21 protein-coding genes and 1 pseudogene are annotated in these 18,515 nt (G+C 69.8%); 11 read left to right on the forward strand and 11 right to left on the reverse strand.

From position 1 onward, the window contains the following. Nucleotides 1-558: 558 nt before the first annotated feature. The 3 genes from ABT061_RS47275 (at nucleotide 559) to ABT061_RS47285 (ending at nucleotide 5,998) form a co-directional block, all read left to right on the forward strand. The gene (locus ABT061_RS47275) at nucleotides 559-3,561 is read left to right on the forward strand and encodes an AfsR/SARP family transcriptional regulator (RefSeq protein WP_350930267.1); all 3,003 of its coding nucleotides are present in this window, start codon (nucleotides 559-561) and stop codon (nucleotides 3,559-3,561) included. Between the two features lie 88 nt (nucleotides 3,562-3,649). Next, on the forward strand, nucleotides 3,650-5,272 hold the full coding sequence (locus ABT061_RS47280; protein WP_350930268.1) for an FG-GAP repeat domain-containing protein: 1,623 nt from the start codon (nucleotides 3,650-3,652) through the stop codon (nucleotides 5,270-5,272). A gap of 84 nt (nucleotides 5,273-5,356) precedes the next feature. Continuing rightward, nucleotides 5,357-5,998 carry a M15 family metallopeptidase gene (locus tag ABT061_RS47285; RefSeq protein WP_350930269.1) on the forward strand — a complete coding sequence of 214 codons (642 nt, stop codon included), beginning with the start codon at nucleotides 5,357-5,359 and terminating at the stop codon, nucleotides 5,996-5,998. 483 nt (nucleotides 5,999-6,481) lie between these two features. Here the strand turns inward: ABT061_RS47285 and ABT061_RS47290 are convergent, their stop codons facing one another. The 5 genes from ABT061_RS47290 to ABT061_RS47310 all read right to left on the reverse strand — a co-directional run bounded on the left by ABT061_RS47290 (nucleotide 6,482) and on the right by ABT061_RS47310 (nucleotide 8,142). Continuing rightward, the gene (locus ABT061_RS47290) at nucleotides 6,482-6,874 is read right to left on the reverse strand and encodes a hypothetical protein (protein WP_350930270.1); all 393 of its coding nucleotides are present in this window, start codon (nucleotides 6,872-6,874) and stop codon (nucleotides 6,482-6,484) included. 222 nt (nucleotides 6,875-7,096) lie between these two features. Further along, nucleotides 7,097-7,297 (reverse strand): DUF397 domain-containing protein, encoded by a 201-nt coding sequence (locus tag ABT061_RS47295; protein WP_350930296.1) that lies wholly within the window; start codon nucleotides 7,295-7,297, stop codon nucleotides 7,097-7,099. 158 nt (nucleotides 7,298-7,455) lie between these two features. Continuing rightward, nucleotides 7,456-7,518: a hypothetical protein gene (locus ABT061_RS47300; protein WP_350930297.1), complete on the reverse strand. Its 63-nt coding sequence runs from the start codon at nucleotides 7,516-7,518 to the stop codon at nucleotides 7,456-7,458. After that, complete coding sequence (locus ABT061_RS47305; protein WP_350930271.1) at nucleotides 7,515-7,673, reverse strand: DUF397 domain-containing protein; 159 nt, start codon at nucleotides 7,671-7,673, stop codon at nucleotides 7,515-7,517. The genes ABT061_RS47300 and ABT061_RS47305 overlap by 4 nt, the downstream gene beginning before the upstream one ends. Before the next feature lie 190 nt (nucleotides 7,674-7,863). After that, nucleotides 7,864-8,142 carry a GntR family transcriptional regulator gene (locus ABT061_RS47310; protein ID WP_350930272.1) on the reverse strand — a complete coding sequence of 93 codons (279 nt, stop codon included), beginning with the start codon at nucleotides 8,140-8,142 and terminating at the stop codon, nucleotides 7,864-7,866. Nucleotides 8,143-9,025: 883 nt separating this feature from the next. Here ABT061_RS47310 and ABT061_RS47315 point away from each other — a divergent pair. Both ABT061_RS47315 and ABT061_RS47320 read left to right on the forward strand, forming a co-directional pair. Then, nucleotides 9,026-9,310 carry a hypothetical protein gene (locus tag ABT061_RS47315; protein WP_350930273.1) on the forward strand — a complete coding sequence of 95 codons (285 nt, stop codon included), beginning with the start codon at nucleotides 9,026-9,028 and terminating at the stop codon, nucleotides 9,308-9,310. Continuing rightward, the gene (locus ABT061_RS47320) at nucleotides 9,307-9,627 is read left to right on the forward strand and encodes a hypothetical protein (protein WP_350930274.1); all 321 of its coding nucleotides are present in this window, start codon (nucleotides 9,307-9,309) and stop codon (nucleotides 9,625-9,627) included. The genes ABT061_RS47315 and ABT061_RS47320 overlap by 4 nt, the downstream gene beginning before the upstream one ends. 143 nt (nucleotides 9,628-9,770) lie before the next feature. Here the strand turns inward: ABT061_RS47320 and ABT061_RS47325 are convergent, their stop codons facing one another. Then, nucleotides 9,771-10,226, reverse strand: a complete 456-nt coding sequence (locus tag ABT061_RS47325) for a YybH family protein (protein WP_350930275.1) — start codon at nucleotides 10,224-10,226, stop codon at nucleotides 9,771-9,773. Nucleotides 10,227-10,243: 17 nt separating this feature from the next. On the opposite strand from ABT061_RS47325, the gene ABT061_RS47330 reads away from it, so the two are divergent. Beyond that, entirely contained in the window at nucleotides 10,244-10,642 is a 399-nt protein-coding gene (locus ABT061_RS47330) for a winged helix-turn-helix transcriptional regulator (protein WP_350930276.1), read from the forward strand. A 59-nt stretch (nucleotides 10,643-10,701) separates the two neighbouring features. On the opposite strand, the gene ABT061_RS47335 is transcribed toward ABT061_RS47330, so the two are convergent. Both ABT061_RS47335 and ABT061_RS47340 read right to left on the reverse strand, forming a co-directional pair. Continuing rightward, on the reverse strand, nucleotides 10,702-11,310 hold the full coding sequence (locus ABT061_RS47335) for an RcpC/CpaB family pilus assembly protein (RefSeq protein WP_350930277.1): 609 nt from the start codon (nucleotides 11,308-11,310) through the stop codon (nucleotides 10,702-10,704). Nucleotides 11,311-11,621: 311 nt separating this feature from the next. Beyond that, nucleotides 11,622-12,431 carry an S-methyl-5'-thioadenosine phosphorylase gene (locus ABT061_RS47340; protein ID WP_350930278.1) on the reverse strand — a complete coding sequence of 270 codons (810 nt, stop codon included), beginning with the start codon at nucleotides 12,429-12,431 and terminating at the stop codon, nucleotides 11,622-11,624. A 218-nt stretch (nucleotides 12,432-12,649) separates the two neighbouring features. On the opposite strand from ABT061_RS47340, the gene ABT061_RS48530 reads away from it, so the two are divergent. Continuing rightward, nucleotides 12,650-12,781, forward strand: a complete 132-nt coding sequence (locus ABT061_RS48530) for a hypothetical protein (protein WP_502991641.1) — start codon at nucleotides 12,650-12,652, stop codon at nucleotides 12,779-12,781. A 14-nt stretch (nucleotides 12,782-12,795) separates the two neighbouring features. Here the strand turns inward: ABT061_RS48530 and ABT061_RS48535 are convergent. The 3 genes and pseudogenes from ABT061_RS48535 to ABT061_RS47355 form a co-directional block, all read right to left on the reverse strand. After that, nucleotides 12,796-12,936 (reverse strand): annotated as a pseudogene (locus ABT061_RS48535) (FmdB family zinc ribbon protein); the annotation flags it as partial. Nucleotides 12,937-13,054: 118 nt separating this feature from the next. After that, on the reverse strand, nucleotides 13,055-14,560 hold the full coding sequence (locus ABT061_RS47350) for a potassium/proton antiporter (protein WP_350930280.1): 1,506 nt from the start codon (nucleotides 14,558-14,560) through the stop codon (nucleotides 13,055-13,057). A gap of 263 nt (nucleotides 14,561-14,823) precedes the next feature. Beyond that, the gene (locus ABT061_RS47355) at nucleotides 14,824-15,405 is read right to left on the reverse strand and encodes a 5-formyltetrahydrofolate cyclo-ligase (protein ID WP_350930281.1); all 582 of its coding nucleotides are present in this window, start codon (nucleotides 15,403-15,405) and stop codon (nucleotides 14,824-14,826) included. A gap of 25 nt (nucleotides 15,406-15,430) precedes the next feature. Between ABT061_RS47355 and galU the strand changes: the two genes are divergently transcribed. The 4 genes from galU to ABT061_RS47375 are packed head-to-tail and all read left to right on the forward strand — an operon-like array spanning nucleotide 15,431 to nucleotide 18,466. Further along, a complete protein-coding gene (gene galU / locus ABT061_RS47360; RefSeq protein ID WP_350930282.1) occupies nucleotides 15,431-16,330 on the forward strand; it encodes a UTP--glucose-1-phosphate uridylyltransferase GalU in 900 nt (299 codons plus the stop codon). Between the two features lie 5 nt (nucleotides 16,331-16,335). Further along, complete coding sequence (gene glp, locus ABT061_RS47365; protein ID WP_350930298.1) at nucleotides 16,336-17,523, forward strand: molybdotransferase-like divisome protein Glp; 1,188 nt, start codon at nucleotides 16,336-16,338, stop codon at nucleotides 17,521-17,523. Continuing rightward, nucleotides 17,520-17,996 carry a cyclic pyranopterin monophosphate synthase MoaC gene (gene moaC, locus ABT061_RS47370; protein WP_350930283.1) on the forward strand — a complete coding sequence of 159 codons (477 nt, stop codon included), beginning with the start codon at nucleotides 17,520-17,522 and terminating at the stop codon, nucleotides 17,994-17,996. Before glp ends, moaC begins: the two co-directional genes overlap by 4 nt. Next, nucleotides 17,993-18,466, forward strand: a complete 474-nt coding sequence (locus ABT061_RS47375) for a MogA/MoaB family molybdenum cofactor biosynthesis protein (RefSeq protein ID WP_350930284.1) — start codon at nucleotides 17,993-17,995, stop codon at nucleotides 18,464-18,466. The genes moaC and ABT061_RS47375 overlap by 4 nt, the downstream gene beginning before the upstream one ends. Nucleotides 18,467-18,515: the final 49 nt, after the last annotated feature.

Here is an 18,515-nt window from a genome sequence, read left to right on the forward strand (position 1 = left end):
GAAACGCTCATATGGGAGCGCTCCCATGTTTGGCCTGTTTCGTGCGCGTGTACAGGACGTTTCCCCAGGCCGTACCGCTGACCTGCTCCTGGGCACGAAGAATTCAGCGGATGTATGAAAATTTCAGTGGTGCGGGCAGGTCGCCCTCACGGGTGGGGATGCCGGACCACCACCTTTATCGGCGCGATCCCCGGCTTTTCGAAAGAGCGGTTCGGCGTGCCACCGCTTGACTTACCGCCGGTCCGATCCAGGTTTTCCGGCCGCTTGCGGTCACATGTGGTGCAGGTCGTGTCGCATTAGCCCGATCGGGACGGCCGGCCGTCAAGGGAGACGCCGAGCGGCTTTAGGACGGGAAAATCCACGCAGACTCCGCCCCTCATCGGACTCCGGAGAGCAGGTGTATCTCCCACGATTTGCCGCAATACATTCGCTACCTTGACATATACCGAATCTATACCGGGGTCACCGATTCTACTGACCGTACGGGAGCCGGTCCGGCACGCATATCGCGCGGTGATGCGCGCCGGGCATCCGGTCATCAACAGGGAAGGGGCGGCGGTGGAGTTTCGGGTCCTGGGACCGGTCGAGGTGATGGCCGGTGGCGTACCGGTCCCACTGGGTGGGACCAAACCGCGGACGCTGCTGGCGGCACTGCTGCTCGAACACGGTCACGTGGTGCCGCTGCCGCGCCTGGTCGACGTCATCTGGCCGGACAGTCCGCCCGGCAGCGCGCGGGCGACGATCCAGACGTACGTCAAGACGCTGCGCCAGGCGCTGGCCCGGCACGGCGCGAACGACGTGATCGTCACCCGCACGCCCGGCTACCTGGCCAGGATCCCCGCCGGGACGCTGGACGCGGACCGCTTCGCGGGCCTCGTCGGCCAGGCCAGGGGGGCGGCCACCGCCGAGGAGCGTTTCGGGCTGCTCGGCGACGCGCTTGGGCTGTGGCGGGGGCCCGCCTTGGCCGGGCTACAGACGTCCCTGCTGGCCGGGGAGATCGCCCGGCTCGAACAGCTCCGGCTGTCGGCGACCGAGGAGCGGATGGCCGCCGGCCTGGACCTGGGCGAGCACGGCCGGCTCGTCGCCGAACTGGCAGCGCTCGTTGGCCACCACCCCGCCAACGAGCGGCTGCGCGGCCAGTACATGACCGCGCTCTATCGCCTCGGCCGCCAGTCGGACGCGCTGGCCAGCTTCCGCGAAGGCCGCCGGGTGTTGGCCGAGGAGCTGGGAGTCAGCCCGGGGCCCGAGCTGGCCGCCCTGAACCAGGCGATCCTGCGCGGCGACCCGGCCCTGCGGGCGCCGACGGCGGACCGGTCCATCCGGGTGGCGGTGCCCGCCCAGTTGCCGCTGGCGCCGGCCGACTTCACCGGCCGCACGGCCGAGATCTCTGCCCTGGTCGTCCAGCTGACCGAGCCCGCCCCCGCCATCCAGGTCATCGCCGGACGCGGCGGCGTCGGCAAATCGGCGCTCGCCGTCCATGTCGCCCATCACGTGGCGGCCGGTTTTCCCGAGGGCCAGTTGTACGCGGAACTGCGCGGTATGACCGACGCCCCCGCCGAGCCGGTCGAGGTCCTCGGCCGCTTCCTCACGGCGCTCGGCGTGGCATCGGCCGCCATACCCGCGGGCACCGAGGAACGGGCTGACATGTACCGGGCGCTGCTCGCCGGGCGCCGGGTGCTGGTGCTGCTGGACGACGCCGCCGGTGAACGGCAGGTACGCTCCCTGCTGCCAGGCGGCGACGGCTGCGCCGTCATGATCACCTCACGCAACCGCCTGGGCGGCCTGTCCGGCGTCCGCCGTACCGACCTGGAGGTGCAGGACCCCGCCGAGGCCGTCGACCTGCTCGTGCGGATCGTCGGCGCCCCCCGCGTGGCCGCCGAAGCGAAAGTGGCCAAGGAGATCGTCGAGCTGTGCGGCCGGCTGCCGCTGGCCATCCGTATCGCCGGGGCCCGGCTGGCCACTCGCCAGCGCTGGCCACTGCGGCTGCTGGCCGACCGACTGTCCGACGAACGCCGCCGCCTGGACGAGCTGGCCATCGCCGACCTGGAGGTGCGGGCCGGACTGGAGCTCGGCTACCGAGGGCTGGACCCGGCCGCTCGCCAGGCGCTGCGCCGCCTCGGTCACCTGGGCGTCTCGGAGTTCGCACCGTGGATCGTCGGCTGGCTGACCGGCACCTCAGCCCAGGACGCCGAGGCCCTGGTCGAATGCCTCGTCGATGCCCAGGTGGTGGACTTCAGCCGGGTCGACGACCTGGGCGCACCCCGGTACCGCGTCCACGACCTGGTCCGCATCCACAGCCGGGAGCGGGCCGAGGCGGAGGAACCGGCGGAGGCGCTGGAGGCGGCCGTCGGCCGGGTGCTGGGCGGCTGGCTGACGCTCGCGGGCCACGTGACCGCAGACGCGCCATCCGATGAGATCGGCTGGCCGTCTCCCGCGATCGACGCGGCGCCGCTGGACCGCGACCTGGTCGCGAGCGTGCTGGCCGACCCGCACGACTGGTTCGCCATCGAACAGCCCACGCTCGTCGTCGGCGTGGAGCGGGCCGCCGCGCTCGGCCTGCACGACCTGGTCTGCCAGTTCGCCTCGGCCCGGCTGGGCCCATCGTTCCTGGGTGTCAACCGGTTCGAGGCGCGCGAACGGATCGATCAGGCCGCCCTGGCCGCGGCCCGCCGAGCGGGCAACCGGTACGGCGAGGCCACGATGCTGGCCGAACTGGGCCGCCTGCGCTACGACCAGGACCGCTTCCCCGAGGCGCGCCGAGTCCTGGACGAGGCGTTGACCGCCTTCCGCGACCTGGGCGACGCGCGCGGCCAGGCGGTCACACTGTCCGGTCTGGGCATCATCTGCCGCGAGGCCGGCCGTCTGGTGGAGGCGCTGCACTTTCTGGACGAGGCGGTCGCCCTGCTCAAGGGGTTCGACCACTTCGCCCGAGAGGTCGGCGCCGTCTACCCGGTACGGTTGGCCGCCTCCGTACGGCTGGAGCGCGGTGACTACCCCGCCGCGTGGGCCGGCCTGGAGGAGTCGCTGGCCACCTACCGGCGGACCGGCAGCAGCAGAGGCGAAGGGGTGACGCTGCGCACGATCAGCCTGTTCCACCGGGCGACCGGCGACTACGCCCCGGCGATCGAGACGGCCGAGGCCGCCAGGCGCATCTTCGCCCGGCTCGGCGACAAACTGATGGAGGCGTACTCGGTCCGCACCTGGGCCAAGGCGCAGCTCCGCCAGGGGCACACCGACCGGGCGCTGGCCCCGCTGGAGGGCGTGCTGTCGGTCTGCCAGGCGATGGGCGACCGCTGGGGCCTGGGCGTCACCCTGCGCACTCTGGGCGAACTGCACCTGGCCGCCGGCAACCAGCGCGATGCGGCCTCCTGCCTGGCCGCGGCGATGGACGTGTGGAACGGCATGGACGCCCCGCTGTGGCGCGCCCGCACCGAGCGCGACCTGGCGTTGCTGCACGAAGCCAGGGGCGACTCCGACGCCGCGACGGCCCTGCGCGAGCGCGCCGTCAAGGTCTTCCACGACCACGGAGCCCGCGAGTACGGAGAGCTCACGGCCGGCTGAAAGCCGGCCTCCCGCGCGATTCCATCGAAGTTTCAGCGCCCCGGCACACCCTTCCAGAGTCAGTCGATCTCGACTCTGGAAGGCACTCATGAACCTCAATCGTCTGATCTCCGGTTCCCTTAGCGTGATGGTGGCCGCGGCCATCGGCTTCGCGGGCACCATGATCACCACCACTCCCGCCGACGCCGCCTCGCAGTACGGCGGCCAGATCACCCGCTCCGAGGTGCTGGCCCGCGCCCAGAACTGGGTGGACCGGGCCGTCCGCTACAACCTCACCCGCTTCCCCAGCTCCCTCACGACGGATGCCGAAGGCGCCCACAAGTACGGCCCCGACTGCTCCGGCCTGGTCTCGATGGCCTGGCACATCACCGCGAACTCCGGTAAGGGCGGCAATAGCACCACCGACTTCGAATCGTGGTCCGGTAAGACGTATCTGGGCAGCCTGCACGACCTGAAACCGGGCGACGCGATACTCAAGGGCGGCAATGACGGCCATATCGAGCTGTTCGTCCGCTGGAAGAACGCCGCCGATCACACGGCAGGCGCGTGGACGTACTCGCTGAACGGCGGCGACGACCCGGACGGTGACGGCTGGCGGGACGACTGGGCCAAGGGCCCGACGGTCAACTCGCACGGCCAAAAGGGCGACGAGTCATGGTCGAGCATGCAGAACTACCGCCCGATCCGCTACAACAACATCGTCGACGACCCGGTCCCCGGCCCGGAGGCCGACGCCCTGGGCACCCGACTGGTCGACTTTGACGGTGATGGCAAGAGTGACGTCCTTGGCCTGGGTACGAGCGGCGACGACATGTGGCTGGTGCCGAACACCAGCACGCCGGGCAGCCTGACCCGCGGGGCCAGTATCCATCTGTCGAACGGCTGGAAGATGGTCACCCGGTACTGGCTGGCCGACTACGACGGTGACGGCAGGTCCGACGTGCTCGGCCTGAACGGCAACGACCAGCTCTTCGTGTGGCGCAACACCAGCACTCCCGGCCACCCGTCCTTGGCGGCCTATGTCAGCCTGGGCGCGCAGTGGAGCACGCTGACCAAGCTTGTGATCGCCGACTTCACGGGCGACGGCAAGGTGGACATCGGTGGCTGGGACGCCGCTTCGGCCGACCAGTTCTGGGTCGTTCCGAACACCAGTTCCGGCGGCGCCCTGTCGCGTGGCAACAGCATTCACGTCTCCGACGGCTGGAAGTCCGTCACCAATGTCTGGGTGGCCGACTGGGACGCCGACGGCAAGACCGACCTGCTCGGCCTGAACGGCAACGACCAGCTCTTCGCCTGGCGCAACCTGGCCAGCGGTGGCACCCCGGCGTTCGCCTCGTACGCCAGTCTCGGTGCCCAGTGGAGCACGCTGACCAAGCTCGTCATCGGTGACTTCACGGGCGACGGCAAGGTGGACATCGGTGGCTGGGACGCCGCTTCGGCCGACCAGTTCTGGGTCGTTCCGAACACCAGTTCCGGCGGCGCCCTGTCGCGTGGCAACAGCATTCACGTCTCCGACGGCTGGAAGACGGTGACGAGCTACCTGGTCGCCGACTATGACGCCGACGGCAAGACCGACCTGCTCGGCCTGAACGGCAACGACCAGCTCTTCGCCTGGCGAAGCAGCGCGGCCGGCGGCGTCCCGTCTTTCGCCCCGTACGCCAGCCTGGGCGCCCAGTGGAGCACCTTCGGTCACATGCCCACGAAGCAGTGACCCCCTGATCTTCGGCAGGCCGTCCGATCATCTGACCGGGCGGCCTACCGGGGTGTTCACGACCTACCACCCGAAGGACAGGAAATGATTCTTCTCTCCGATCCCGCGGTCAGCGACATGCCGATAGAGGAATGCGGCGAAGCGCTGATCGACCTGCGCACCGTGGCCGCGCTCCGCGTCGACCCGCGCATGGCCGGCACCGGCACCGCGTACGCGCACCTGCGCCGCAGCGTCGTGGACCGGCTCGTCACCGCCCAGTCGCTGCTGCCGCCCAACCTGTATCTCCTGGTCGTCGAGGGCTACCGCCCGCTTGCCCTACAGGCCCGCTACTTCGGCGCGCACGTCGACCGGCTGCGCGTCACCCGGCCCGGCCAGGACGACGACTGGTACCGGCGGCAGGCCAGCCGCTACATCTCTCCGCCCGAGGTGGCCCCGCACGTGGCCGGCGGCGCCGTCGACCTGACGCTGTGCGACGCCGACGGCGCGGAACTGTGGCTCGGCACCGAGGTCAACGACACCGACACGGAGGCGTGTCACACCGCGAGCACCGAGGTAACACCCGAGGCCATGGAGAACCGCCGCGTCCTGAGCGCGGCGCTCGACAGAGTCGGCATGATCAATTACCCGACCGAGTGGTGGCACTGGTCCTACGGCGACCGTTACTGGGCCTGCGTTACCCAGGCTCCGGCCGCTCGCTATGGCCTCGCCAATTTGCCCGGAATGTGAGGCATTGCGCCCGCCAGGCCAGGCGAGAGCGCGCCCATCCGTCCAGTGGCTCAAGAGAAGTCGCGTGGTCCTCGTCACCGGAGCACTCTGGGCGGCGGTCCTCCGCGCCTCTTTCCTGGCCTGGATCGGCCGGCCGCTGCTCGCATCGTGGCGCCTTCCCTCCTCGCGCTGCTGCGCGCCCACCGGAAGATCCGGGCAATGGAGAGGCTCAAGGCCGCCGACGCCGCGTCGACCAGCGCGCTACCCGCTTCATCGACCCCGGCAAGCTCATCCACCAGCGGCCCACCGACCAGCTCGACGCCGTCGCCGCCGAACTCAACAACCGCCCCCGCAAGATCCTCAGTTGGCAGACCCCCACTGAGCTCTTCGCTAAGCTCATCGCAACAGTCGATTGACCCCGTGTTGCAAAGATCGCTGGAATCCGCCTGTCCGACGCGCCTCGGTCATGGCAACACCCTTCAGGGTTAGGTGTTGCGACCACCTTTAGAACCCAAGCCGTCCGGGTGGGGCCAAACACACACTGGATCTGGCCCCACTTCGATGTTCGGTGGTGAGCCTCCTTGCCACCATCTCGACCTTCTGGGGACCGATTACCTTAAGCCAGACCAGCTCGCTGTCGTTGTTGTGAAGGTGAAGAAGGTGATGGGCGTCAGCTGGCCAGGCTCCGGTCCTCGGCAGATCCCTGACAACGGCCTCGTCGATGAAGTCGCCCTCGACATCCGGGCTGTCCATCGTCACATGGACAACGCCGAATAGCTCGATGACCGCGGTGTCATCGGCTTCGCTTGTGAGGCTGATTCTCGCAGTGCTGGCGGCAGAGTCGGAGTGGACGACGACCGAGTCCAGGAGGTATCCGCGGTAGGCGCTGAGGTCCATGCGCGACACGGTAGACGAGCATCGAGACAGGGGGCGCCCCGCCTCCGCATCGTTATGCTCCCTGGCGAGGCCCACACGACTACCGGGGGTGGGCAGATCTCATTGGTGATCAGAGCGAAGGCGGCCATACAGGTGGCGCCTGAACTCGTCCGAAGGTGGGGCCACCTGTCGTTCCTGAAATCATCATCCGGCACCGCCGGACGAGGAGATCCTGCGGTGGTCTCAGATTTCTCCCGTACGGATGCCCGTGAGGAAGTCGTTCCAGGCAGCAGGGGAGAAGGCGAGCGCGGGACCGGACGGGTCCTTGCTGTCGCGGACGGCGACGACGCCCGGCAGGTTCGTGGCCACTTCCACGCACGCATCCCCACTGTTGCTGTAGCTGGACTTACGGAACTCGGCGCCGGACAGGCCGGGAGGGAGCATGGTCACTCCTCACTCCTTACTGTTCACCACGGCGACGAGCGCTGTGGATCTTTCGGGGGACAGGTACGCGCTGCGGTGAGGCGCTTGAACGTCAGCACGAGCTTCCGCGCGATCGGACGGTTTTCTCGCGTTCCAGCCGTGCGGTACTCGGCGTCAGGTCAGATTTCTCCACTGCGGATGCCTGAGAGGAAGCTGTGCCAGGTCGTTGGGGAGAAGGTCAGTACGGGGCCTGACGGGGCCTGACGGGGCCTGACGGGTCCTTGCTGTCGCGGACGGCGACGACGCCCGGCAGGTTGGTGGCCACCTCGACGCAGCCGTTGCCGCCGTCGCTAAGGGTGGATTTGCGCCACGCGGGAGTGAGTGTCAGATCCGGCATCTTGGCATCCTCCGTGCTTCAGGGGGCAGTGACAATGCGCGGAGAAGGCAGAAATATATGAGGAACGCTTGCCGTAGTGCGCGGTGCAGGCGCATGATGGCCCAACATCACTACTCTGGGTGAGATCATAATGACACTGGATCACTGCTCTGCCTTGCGGATCGAGTTGGTTGGGGCCGTTGGGGCTCCGTTATGGCTTCGTGGTCCGCGCGTCTCCGGGATTGTTCTGCCTGGCGTGCTCGGGTGGCAACACGAAGGTTCCAAGGCTGGGAACGAGCTTGACGAGGCCCAGATCGCGCAGGTAGCGGAGGACATGACGAGCGGTGTTGTTCCCGACGGCATAGTCGCCCATGATCGCCACGATGCTTGGGACCTTGTGTCCGGGTGGCCATTCACCGCTGTGGATGCGCTGCTCGAACGTCTCTGCGACCTGCTCCCACTTAGGTCGGCCAGGCTCGAAATCGATCATGTTAGCGACCGTATTCGTTGTTGGCATGCCTGGGCGACCCCAGACGTGCCTAGACATGCCTAGGCACGCATGGACACGCGTAGGCATGCCTTGCTTGCGAGGTGTCCCCTTCTGAAAGACGGACCCGCCCGACGGTGCAAACGTCTGGACGGGCCCTTGACCAGGAAGTGAGTCCTGATCCGTGAGTAACCCTAGTGCTCCGGCCCTTGACCGGACCATGACAAGCGACTGCGGCTGTTTCGCCGACGCGCCGCCGATGCCGATGGGATGCGCCTCCTGTGGGCATGCCCCCTACGCGCACGGCTGCCTCGACCAACCTGCCCATCACGAGTACATCCAGCCCTCCGGCGCTCTGATGGCCACCCGCCTGCAGGCCCGCCGTAGCGGAGACCTTTCCCTGCCCTGTTTCGAACCGCTCGTACTCGTCGCTCCGGCCGAGGCGATCCCGCTGGTGCCCGCTCAGAGGTCTACCGCGCAGGTCCCGGCTGAGGTGGCCATGCCGGTGGTCGCTCAGTGGTGTGCCCAAGGGGCTCCGACAGAGGCGACCCCATCGATACCCGTCCAGTGTCGTTCCGAGCAGGTCCTGGCTGCCGAGCCCGCCGTACCGGTATCGCCGCCCCGGGTGCCCTGCCACCGTCGCCAGGCACCCCTGGCCAGGTCCGCCCGCACCAGACCGCCCCAGCCCGGGGGCAGGTATCGCTGCATGCCCCGTCCCGGGCGAACGACCGCCTGCGCTCTGCGTCGCGTAGCGGTCACCCCGTCTTCGTACCGGCCGTCCGGTCCGTACGGCGCACCCCTCCGTGTCCTGCCCTGCCCCATGAAGCGGGCCCGTCCTCCGCTACCAACGTCCGGACGGGCCCTTGATCGGATGGAGGTCCAATCAGTGGACGATGTTAGTTCCAGCACCCCAGAGTCGACCATCCCCGGTTGGCGGCTGATCCTCAGTGACGCCGGACGGCTGTGGGCCAGCAGGGAGGAGCCCTTCTCCCTGGCCGCGTTCCATGCCGGAGCCGAACGGACCATCGACGCCGACACCCTCGACACGCTCCGGGCCGAGACCGACCGGCAGGAGGCCATCGCCAAGGAGGCCAATGCCCAGGCGGCCGCCGTCACGGAGACCCCCACCGGGGAAACGCAGGAGCAGGCCACCGGGCAGGTGATCTCATGATCCGGCGACGGCCCGCCCGCCCGCGCGGGCGCCACCGCGACGGCCGGGCCGCCCCTCCCGTGCCGCACTACACCTGGGACCACGAGGCCCGCGCCGAAGCCGCGATGCTGGAGATCACCTGGCCCGGCTGGGCCGTGCTCTACGGCACCGGTAGCCGCCTCTTCCACGCCATCGCCACCTGGCCCACCCCAGAACCGCTGCTCCTCTGTGACCGCACCGTTGAGGGGCTCAAGGCGCAGATGCGCGAGGCCGAGATGACCGCGCTCCTGCACCGCTGGGCGCTCACCTCCACCTCGGCCACTATCGGCCACTTCTGAGCAGGCACGGCGGCCCTCCCTTCCCCGGCCCGGGCCGCCGTGCCGTCAACGCACCGCGCGGGCGCTACAAGGCGCCCGTACGGTGCGTGACGCGTGTCATCCAGCGGCGTCGCCGCTGGTCGATGGACGGCACCTGGGGCGGGCTACGGAGGGGGTGTTCGGCCGCCGATTCCTGGTTGCACGCCGAAAGGGTTGTCGATGGCGTACCGCCAGCGCCCATCTTGCCCGCGTCGGGCGACATCGGTGGCGGTGCCCTCGATGCGGACAGGCCGGCCATCGCGGTCCGTGCCGTCGATGAGCCAGTCGACGATCAGCAAGGCGATGTCGCCCGTGGTGTATACGTGCCGCGGCCGAACGGTGATCGGCAGCCCGAGATCCAAGAATCGTTCATTGGCGGCGTGGACCTCCTGCCCGGTCAGCGGTGAGCCCGGTTCGGGGACGAACATCGCCCCGCTCTCATAAACTTCCGCCACCGCCTCCACGTCACCGGTGTTGAACCGCTCGGCGAACACCATGGGCACGTCCTCGGGACGTTCAGCAAGCTGCCGCATCATCGATGCATGTCCTTCCATGAGGTAGAAATCAGTCAGACGCGGCAACGCTAGGAGGCGCCCTCGTGGCTCACCAAACGGTTGGTCACCCGGTCCGGCAGGGCCTGCCCGACGACCCCCGCGCGCACGTCACCGAACCCACCCCCTCCTGTCCGGTGGAGATCACCCTCGCGGCGCTGCATGGCCGCTGGACGACCCTGGTGATCCGCGAATTCCTGCAAGGCGACCGCACCTTCACCGAACTCCGCCATGCCCTGCCCGCGCTATCGGACAAGGTCCTGTCCGATCGGCTGGCGCACCTGACAGAAGCCGGTGTGCTCGATCGCCGCCGCCGGCCCGGTTGGCCGCCTCGGGTGCACTACACACTCACCTCAGACGGGCACCGCCTCGGCCCCGTCCTCCAAGCACTATGGGACTGGGGCGCACAGCACCAGCCACCACTCCCGTCGGCCGAAGCCCGATAGCGCCACACAAGATCTGTGGGACACGCCTGGCCCTGGCGCTGGGAGCACGCTCCTGGGAATCACCTCGTGCGGGCGCCGATCGTGATGGAGAGCCGTCCGCCGGCCTGGGCGGAGGCCAGTTCGGTCGCCTGGGCCGAGGTGGTGGCCAGCACGACCAGGGCGCCTCGCTCGGACTTCTCGTCCGGGGTGGCCAGGACCGTGACGTCCTCGGCCACGGTTGTCGCCGGGGCGGTGCCGTCCCAGGTCGAGGTGGCGGCGGCGAGCACGTCCACCACGTCACCCGGCGAGAGCAGGCGCGCGGTCTCGGGGTCGGCGACGCGGACCGGGGTGGCGACCGTTCCGGGGCCGTGGGCGGCCAGCAGGCCGGGGCCGAGCAGGCGGACGTCGGTCAGCGGCTCCCCGCGCCGTGCGGGACCGGCCAGGATCTTTCCGGCGAACGGCGTGCCGGGTCTCAGGGCGCCGTCGGGGACGGTGTCGGGCCTCAGGGCCGCGGGTGTCAGGTCGGTCCCCTGCAGCACGCCGCCGGGGAGATCCCTGGCGGCGGTCAGGACGATCACTGAGGCGGTGTCCGGGCGCAGGGCCAGCAGGGCGCATCCCATCGCCAGGGCGGCGACGAGGGCGGCGAGCAGGCGGTGACGGCGGCCGAGGAGGCGGCGCAGGGCGCGCATGGCTGACTCCATGGATGGGAGCCGGGCGGCGCGGTGCCCGTGACGGGATGCCCACCAGGTGGCGGGACAGGGACGACTCCCGCTGGATGGCGGGTTGACGATCTCCATGAAATGGATGATCGCCGAGGTGATGTTTCCTGAGGAACGACTCTTCCCGGGGTACGGGTTCGGTCTGGGAGGTCGAGGCTCTCCAGAACCCCGGAGAGCGGTGATCATTGGGAGGCGGAGGCTCAGCGGCGAGGCGAAGGGGAGCGGTGCCGTGGACCGGGTGGTCCCCCCTTGAGGAAGGACCTTCCCGGCAAGGTGTGGGCTCAGTCGGGGAGGTCGAAGGGGAGCTTGAGGCCGTCGAGGGCGGTGGGGCAGGGGCAGGTGCGGTCTTCGGGGAGGGCGGTGACGACGTCGCCGATCAGGGAGCGCATCCGGGTGACGTTGGTGGCGAAGAAGGCGAGGACCTCCTCGTGGGTGACCCCCTCACCCGCCTCGACCCCGGCGTCGTGGTCGGTGACGAGGGAGATCGAGGTGTAGCAGAGGGCCAGCTCGCGGGCGAGGATGGCCTCGGGGAAGCCGGTCATGCCGACGATCGACCAGCCGTTGCCGCTGAACCAGCGGGACTCCGCGCGGGTCGAGAAGCGCGGGCCCTGGATGACCACGAGGGTGCCGCCGTCGGACACCTCCCAGTCGGAGGAACGCGCGCTGGAGACCGCCGCCTCGCGGCCCGAGGGGCAGTAGGGGTCGGCGAAAGCGACATGGACGACGCCGCCCTCGTCGTAGTAGGTCTGTACGCGGCCGGCGGTGCGGTCGATGAGCTGGTCGGGGACGACCAGGGCGCCGGGGCCGATCTCGGGGCGCAGCGAGCCGACCGCGCTGGGGGCGAGGACCTGGCGCACGCCGAGGGAGCGCAGTGCCCACAGGTTCGCCCGGTAGGGGATGAGGTGCGGCGGGAAGCGATGGTCGCGGCCGTGGCGGGGCACGAAGGCGACCGAGCGCGATCCGATGCGGCCGACGGTGACGACGTCGCTCGGTGGCCCGTACGGTGTGGTGATCTCGACCTCTGTGGCGTCGTCGAGCAACGAGTAGAAGCCCGAGCCGCCGATGACTCCGATGTCCGCGCGAGTGCCCATGGCGCCGAGATTAGCGCCATGGCAGGGTACTTGAGGAGCCCGGGGGACTGCCTGTGGATAACCTCCTGCGGGAGTCCACACGGCGGCCTGTGGATACCGGGCGCCGAGATGAGCGCTCTGGACCGGGCCCCCGATGGCAGCCCTGGCGTCCCTGGGCCTCTCGGCGGCCGGGAGCCTAGGACGCCGCGGGGGCCGGACTGCTCGCCACCTTCGCCGGCTTGGCGTCGGACTTCGAGTCCGACGAGGTCGAGGAGCTCGACGAGTCGGACGACTTCGACGAGCCGGACGAGTCCGAGGAGGTCGACGAGCTCACCGTGCTGGACGAGGACGACCGGCTGTCGGTCCGGTAGAAGCCCGAACCCTTGAAGACGATGCCGACCGCGGAGAACACCTTGCGCAGGTCACCCGCGCAGCTCGGGCACTCGGTGAGAGCGTCGTCGGAGAACTTCTGGACGATTTCGAACTGGTGGTTACAGGCACTGCAGGCGTACTGGTAGGTGGGCACGCGCTCCTCCTCGTATGGTCCGCGCCGATTGGCACTCTAGTGGCGCGACTGCTAATGGTACGCAGCCGACAAGCTTAAACGCGAGTTGGCGTCTTCGCATTCCGAAGGGAGATCTCGATCAGACGCCACGCTCGCCGTACCAGCCCGCGAGTTTGCCCTTGCGGCTGATCGCCCGCATCCGGCGCTCGACGGTGTCCCGGCAGGCGGCCGTCGTCACGACCAGGAGCTGGTCCTCGACCTTGATCCTGGTGGAGTCGGTGGGGACGAACGTCCGGCCCTCCCTGACGATCAGCGTCACCTGGGCGTCGCGGGGCAGTCGCAGCTCGAAGATCTCCACGCCCTGCAGCTTGGACGTCGGCGGCACCTTGACCTGGAGCAGGTCGGCGTTGAGTTCCTCCAGCGGCGCCGACTCGACCTCCAGGTCGCGGGCCTCGTCGGGGGTGGACAGCCCGAGGAGCTTCGCCACGAACGGCAGGGTCGGCCCCTGCAGCAGCGTGTAGACGACGACGATCACGAAGACCTCGTTGAACACGAGCTTGGCCGTGCCGTTCTCGATGGAGGTGGCGGCCCAGGGGATGGTCGCGAGCACGATGGGCACCGCGCCGCGCAACCCGGCCCACGACAGGAACGCCTGTTCCCGCCAGCTGAGCCTGGCGATGCCCGTCAGACGGGTCAGGAAGGCGGAAACCATGATCGACAGAGGGCGGGCCACCGCGACCAGGATCAGCCCGGCGACCAGGCCGGGTACGACCGCGGTCGGCATCTCCGAAGGGCTGACCAGTATCCCGAGCATGACGAAGAGGCCGATCTGGGCCAGCCAGGCCACGCCCTCGGCGAAACCTCGCGAGGACGCGCGGTGTGGCATCCGGGAGTTGCCCATGACCAGCGTCGCGAGATAGATCGCCAGGAAGCCGCTGCCGTGCAGCAACACGGCTCCCGCGTAGGCGACGAACGCGAGGGCCAGCACCGCGATGGGATACAGGCCGGAGACGGGGAGCGCGATGCGGCGTAGCGCGTAGATGCCGAGCGGGGCGACCGCCAGGCCGATGGCCGCGCCCACCACCAGCTCGAAGAGCACGTCGAACAGCGCGACCCCGAGGCTGGGCGAGGTGGCGGTGCTCAGCAGCATCACCGCGATCACCGTGGGCGCGTCGTTGAAACCCGACTCGGCCTCCAGGATGCCCGCGAGGCGCGCGGGTAGAGGCAGGCGGCGTAGTACGGAGAAGACGGCGGCGGCGTCGGTGGAGGCGAGGATCGCGCCGAGCAGCAGCGCGGTCCGCCAGTCCAGGTCGAGGATCAGGTGCACCGAGATCGCGACGGCCGCGATGCTCACCCCCACGCCGACGGTGGCGAGCACCAGGGCGGTGGGAATGGCTCCCTTGACGTGGCTCCAGGTGGTGGTCAGGCCACCCTCGGCCAGGATGATCGCCAGCGCGATCAGGCCTATCTGCTGGGCGAGCTCAGGGTTCTCGAACTGCAGCCCGAGCCCGGACTCACCGAGGAGCACTCCGAAGCCCAGGAAGATCAGAAGGCTGGGCAGTCCGCTCCAGTGGGCGACACGTACGGCGACGACGGCCGCGATGACGACTCCGGCCCCGAGAAGCAGCCAGACGTCCAGCCCCATCTGGTCCCCTCTCTGTCTGTGGGGACCATTGTGTCGCATTCGAAACGGGCGTCACACACGCCCCACGCGCACAGCGGGTCACGGCCCGGGTGCACGCCGGCCCGGGACAGGCGGGGATTGTGTGTTCACGATGCCGGCTCCGGTGACTCACCGTGGTCGGGCACATGTTCCCGGCGCCGGTTGTGGAGGTCTCCGGGTCGGTCGCGTGTCTGAGGCGCCGGCGTCGGAGGTTTCTCGGGCGGCCGGGTGCCCCGCGTGCTGGCTCAGGTGCCCGTGGCGCCCGTCCTGAAGATCCCCTCGGGCGTCGCCGCGTAGCGGACCGCCATGTCGTGCGGCTCGGCGGGCACGTCGTCGAGCAACTCGCCCTCGTGCAGCAGCGCCACGGTCGGCACGTTCGGGCCGACCCTGGCCAGTGCCCGGTCGTAGGAGCCGCCGCCCCGCCCGAGCCGTACCCCGGTGGACCTGTCCACCGCCAGCGCGGGCACGATCACCAGTGCCGCGGTCCTGATCGCGTCGACGCCGCGGCGGGTGTCGACCGGTTCCATGATCCCGAAGCGGCCGGGGGTCAGGGTGTCCGGGCCGTCGTACACGGCCCAGTCGAGATCGGCGTCGTCGCGGAGCACGGGCAGGATCACGGTCGCGCCGTGCTTCCACAGGGCGAAGACCAGCCCGTGGGTCGCGGGCTCCGTCCCGATCGACCAGTAGCACGCGACGAGCCCGGCCATCTGGACCCAGGGCCGCTCCAGCAGGGATTCCCTGATCTGGACGGAGGCCGCATGGCGCCGCTCATCGGGGATCGCGGCCCGCGCCGCCTCGACAGTGGCACGCAGCCTCAGCTTGTCCACGGGTCCCTCCACTATGGTTTCGGTTATGGCCGACTTCGATGCTGTGACGAAAGCCGTTGTCCCCGCGGCGGGTCTGGGCACCCGTTTTCTTCCGGCGACCAAGGCGACCCCCAAGGAGATGTTGCCGATCGTCGACAAGCCCGCGATCCAGTATGTCGTCGAGGAGGCGGTCTCCGCCGGACTGCTCGACGTCCTCATGGTCACCGGGAAGAACAAGCGTTCCATCGAGGACCACTTCGACCGGGCGATCGAGCTTGAGGAGGCCCTGGAGGCCAAGGGCGACGACGAGCGCCTCTCCCAGGTACGCGAGCCCGCGGACCTGGCCACCATCCACTACGTACGGCAGGGCAGGCCGCGCGGCCTCGGCCACGCGGTCCTCTGCGCCAAGCAGCACGTGGGCGACAGCCCCTTCGCGTGCCTGCTCGGTGACGACCTCATCGACTACCGCGACGAGCTCCTCAAGCGCATGATCGAGGTACGCGGCGTGTACGGCGGCAGCGTCATCGCGCTGATGGAGGTCCCCAGGGAGCAGGTCTCCCTGTACGGCTGCGCCGCCATCGTGCCCACCGGCGAGGACGACGTGGTCAGGGTGACCGACCTGGTGGAGAAGCCCCCCGCGGACGAGGCCCCGTCCAACTGGGCGGTCATCGGCCGGTACGTGATCGACCCGGCCGTCTTCGAGGTCCTGGAGAACACCCCGCCGGGGCGCGGCAACGAGATCCAGCTCACCGACGCCCTGCGTACCCTCGCCGGGCGCGGCAACGACCAGGGCGGCCCGGTGCACGGAGTGCTGTTCCGAGGCCGCCGCTACGACACCGGCAACAAGCTCGACTACCTCCGTACGGTGGTGCAGTTCGCCGCCGACCGCCCCGACCTGGCACCGGAGTTCCTGCCCTGGCTCAAGGAGTTCCTGGCCGCGCGATGAGCTCCATGAGATCGGTCGACGACCACCTTTCCGACATCCTGCGTACGGTCCGGGTCCTCGCTCCGCTGGAGGTGGAGCTGGAGCAGGCGCTGGGCACCACGCTGGCCGAGGAGGTCACGGCCCCGGTTCCGCTGCCGCCCTTCGACAACTCCGCGATGGACGGCTACGCCGTGCGGGCCGAGGACGTCGCCGGCGCCCCGGTGACGCTCCCGGTGATCGACGACATCGCGGCCGGCGACGGCCGGATGCAGGCCATCGGCCCCGGCATGGTCATGCGGATCATGACGGGGGCCCCGATGCCCGCCGGGGCCGACGCGGTGATCCCGGTCGAGTGGACCGACGGCGGTACCGCGCAGGTGGTGATCAACCGCTCCGCGCCGCCGGGGAACGCCATTCGCAGGTCGGGAGAGGACGTGCGCGCCGGTGACGTCGTGCTGCCCGCGGGTACCCCGATCGGGCCCGCGCAGCTCGGAGTGCTGGCCGGGGTGGGCCGTCGCCGGGTGCTGGTGCGGCCCCGTCCGAGGGTGGTGGTGATATCCACCGGGGCCGAGCTGGTCGAGCCCGGCCTGCCCCTGGGCGACGGCCAGATCTGGGAGTCCAACAGCTTCGCCCTGATCGCCGCGGTCCGCGAGGCGGGCGGCGAGGGCTACCGGGCGGGGATCGTCGTCGACGACGCCGCGCGGTTTCTCGACCAGCTCGACGCGCAGCTCCTGCGGGCCGACCTGGTGATCACCAGCGGCGGTGTCTCGATGGGGGCGTACGAGCCGGTCAAGGAGGCCCTCGGGCCGCTCGGCACGGTCCGCTTCGAGCGGGTCGCCATGCAGCCGGGCATGCCCCAGGGCTTCGGCGTGGTCGGCGAGGACCACATCCCGATCTTCACGTTGCCGGGCAACCCGGTGTCGTCGTTCGTGTCGTTCATGGTGTTCGTCCGGCCCGCGCTGCGGAAGATGGGCGGTCTGGCCGCCGAGCCCACGGCGACCGTGCGGGCGGTCACCACCGGGCCGCTCCGCTCGCCCCAGGGCAAGCGCTCCTACCTGCGCGGCGTGCTCGGCCCCGGCGGCACCGTCGACCCGGTGCGCAGGCAGGGCTCGCACCAGCTCGCCGCCCTGGCCTCGGCCAACGCCCTGATCGTGGTCCCCGAGGACGTCGTCGAACTTCCCGAGGGCGCGAGTGTGGAGGTCATCCCACTGTGACTGGATTCACGCACATCGACGAGACCGGCGCGGCGCGCATGGTGGACGTCTCGGCCAAGGAGGTCTCCGTCCGTACGGCGACCGCCACCGGCAGGGTGCTGCTCTCGGCCGAGGCCGTGGCGCTGCTGCGGTCGGGGGAGGTCCCCAAGGGCGACGCGATCGGCACCGCGCGGATCGCCGGGATCATGGGGGCCAAGCGGACCCCCGACCTGATCCCGCTCTGCCACCCCATCGCGCTGCACGGGGTCAAGGTCGAGCTGGCCGTGGTCGACGACGGTGTGGAGATCACGGTACGGGTCAAGACCGCCGACCGTACCGGGGTCGAGATGGAGGCGCTGACCGCGGTCTCGGTCGCCGCGCTCGCTCTGATCGACATGGTCAAGGCGGTCGACCCGGCCGCCGTGATCACCGATGTCCGGGTCGAGGAGAAGACCGGCGGCAAGACGGGCGTCTGGACCAGGGGAACCTCATGAGAGCCCTGGTGATCACCGCGTCCAACCGGGCCGCCGCCGGGACGTACCAGGACACGTCCGGGAAGCTGCTGGCCGGGCTGCTCGCCGAGGCCGGGTGCGAGGTGGACGGGCCGAGGGTGGTTCCCGACGGCGAGCCGGTCGAGGCGGCGCTGCGCTCCGGGGTGGCCGAGGGGTACGACGTGATCGTCACCACCGGCGGCACCGGGCTGACCCCGGCCGACCTCACCCCGGAGATGACCCGGCGGGTGATCGACAGGGAGGTCCCCGGCATAGCCGAGGCGATCCGCCAGGTCAACCGGGAGAAGGTGCCCACCTCGATCCTGTCGCGCGGGCTCGCCGGGCAGGCGGGCGGCACGCTGATCGTCAACCTGCCCGGTTCCTCCGGAGGGGTGCGTGACGGCATGGCCGTGCTGGCGCCGGTGCTCCGGCATGCCGTGGACCAGATCCGCGGGGGAGACCACCCTCGCTGACTCGTACCTTCACGCGGGCCCGTCGCCTCCCATAGCACGGTGGGTGGTG

It is taken from the genome of Streptosporangium sp. NPDC002544, assembly GCF_040295965.1.
GTDB lineage: Bacteria > Actinomycetota > Actinomycetes > Streptosporangiales > Streptosporangiaceae > Streptosporangium.

Bases quoted from the DNA above. Each gene is read 5' to 3' on its own strand.
- galU (WP_350930282.1), top strand. From the start codon at position 15,431: ATGGCCGACTTCGATGCTGTGACGAAAGCCGTTGTCCCCGCGGCGGGT.
- glp (WP_350930298.1), top strand. From the start codon at position 16,336: ATGAGATCGGTCGACGACCACCTTTCCGACATCCTGCGTACGGTCCGG.
- ABT061_RS47340 (WP_350930278.1), bottom strand. From the start codon at position 12,431: ATGGGCACTCGCGCGGACATCGGAGTCATCGGCGGCTCGGGCTTCTAC.
- ABT061_RS47295 (WP_350930296.1), bottom strand. From the start codon at position 7,297: ATGCTCCCTCCCGGCCTGTCCGGCGCCGAGTTCCGTAAGTCCAGCTAC.
- ABT061_RS47375 (WP_350930284.1), top strand. From the start codon at position 17,993: ATGAGAGCCCTGGTGATCACCGCGTCCAACCGGGCCGCCGCCGGGACG.
- ABT061_RS47350 (WP_350930280.1), bottom strand. From the start codon at position 14,560: ATGGGGCTGGACGTCTGGCTGCTTCTCGGGGCCGGAGTCGTCATCGCG.
- ABT061_RS47290 (WP_350930270.1), bottom strand. From the start codon at position 6,874: ATGGACCTCAGCGCCTACCGCGGATACCTCCTGGACTCGGTCGTCGTC.
- ABT061_RS47285 (WP_350930269.1), top strand. From the start codon at position 5,357: ATGATTCTTCTCTCCGATCCCGCGGTCAGCGACATGCCGATAGAGGAA.
- ABT061_RS47335 (WP_350930277.1), bottom strand. From the start codon at position 11,310: ATGCGCGCCCTGCGCCGCCTCCTCGGCCGCCGTCACCGCCTGCTCGCC.
- ABT061_RS47305 (WP_350930271.1), bottom strand. From the start codon at position 7,673: ATGCCGGATCTGACACTCACTCCCGCGTGGCGCAAATCCACCCTTAGC.
- ABT061_RS47320 (WP_350930274.1), top strand. From the start codon at position 9,307: ATGATCCGGCGACGGCCCGCCCGCCCGCGCGGGCGCCACCGCGACGGC.
- ABT061_RS47280 (WP_350930268.1), top strand. From the start codon at position 3,650: ATGAACCTCAATCGTCTGATCTCCGGTTCCCTTAGCGTGATGGTGGCC.
- ABT061_RS47310 (WP_350930272.1), bottom strand. From the start codon at position 8,142: ATGATCGATTTCGAGCCTGGCCGACCTAAGTGGGAGCAGGTCGCAGAG.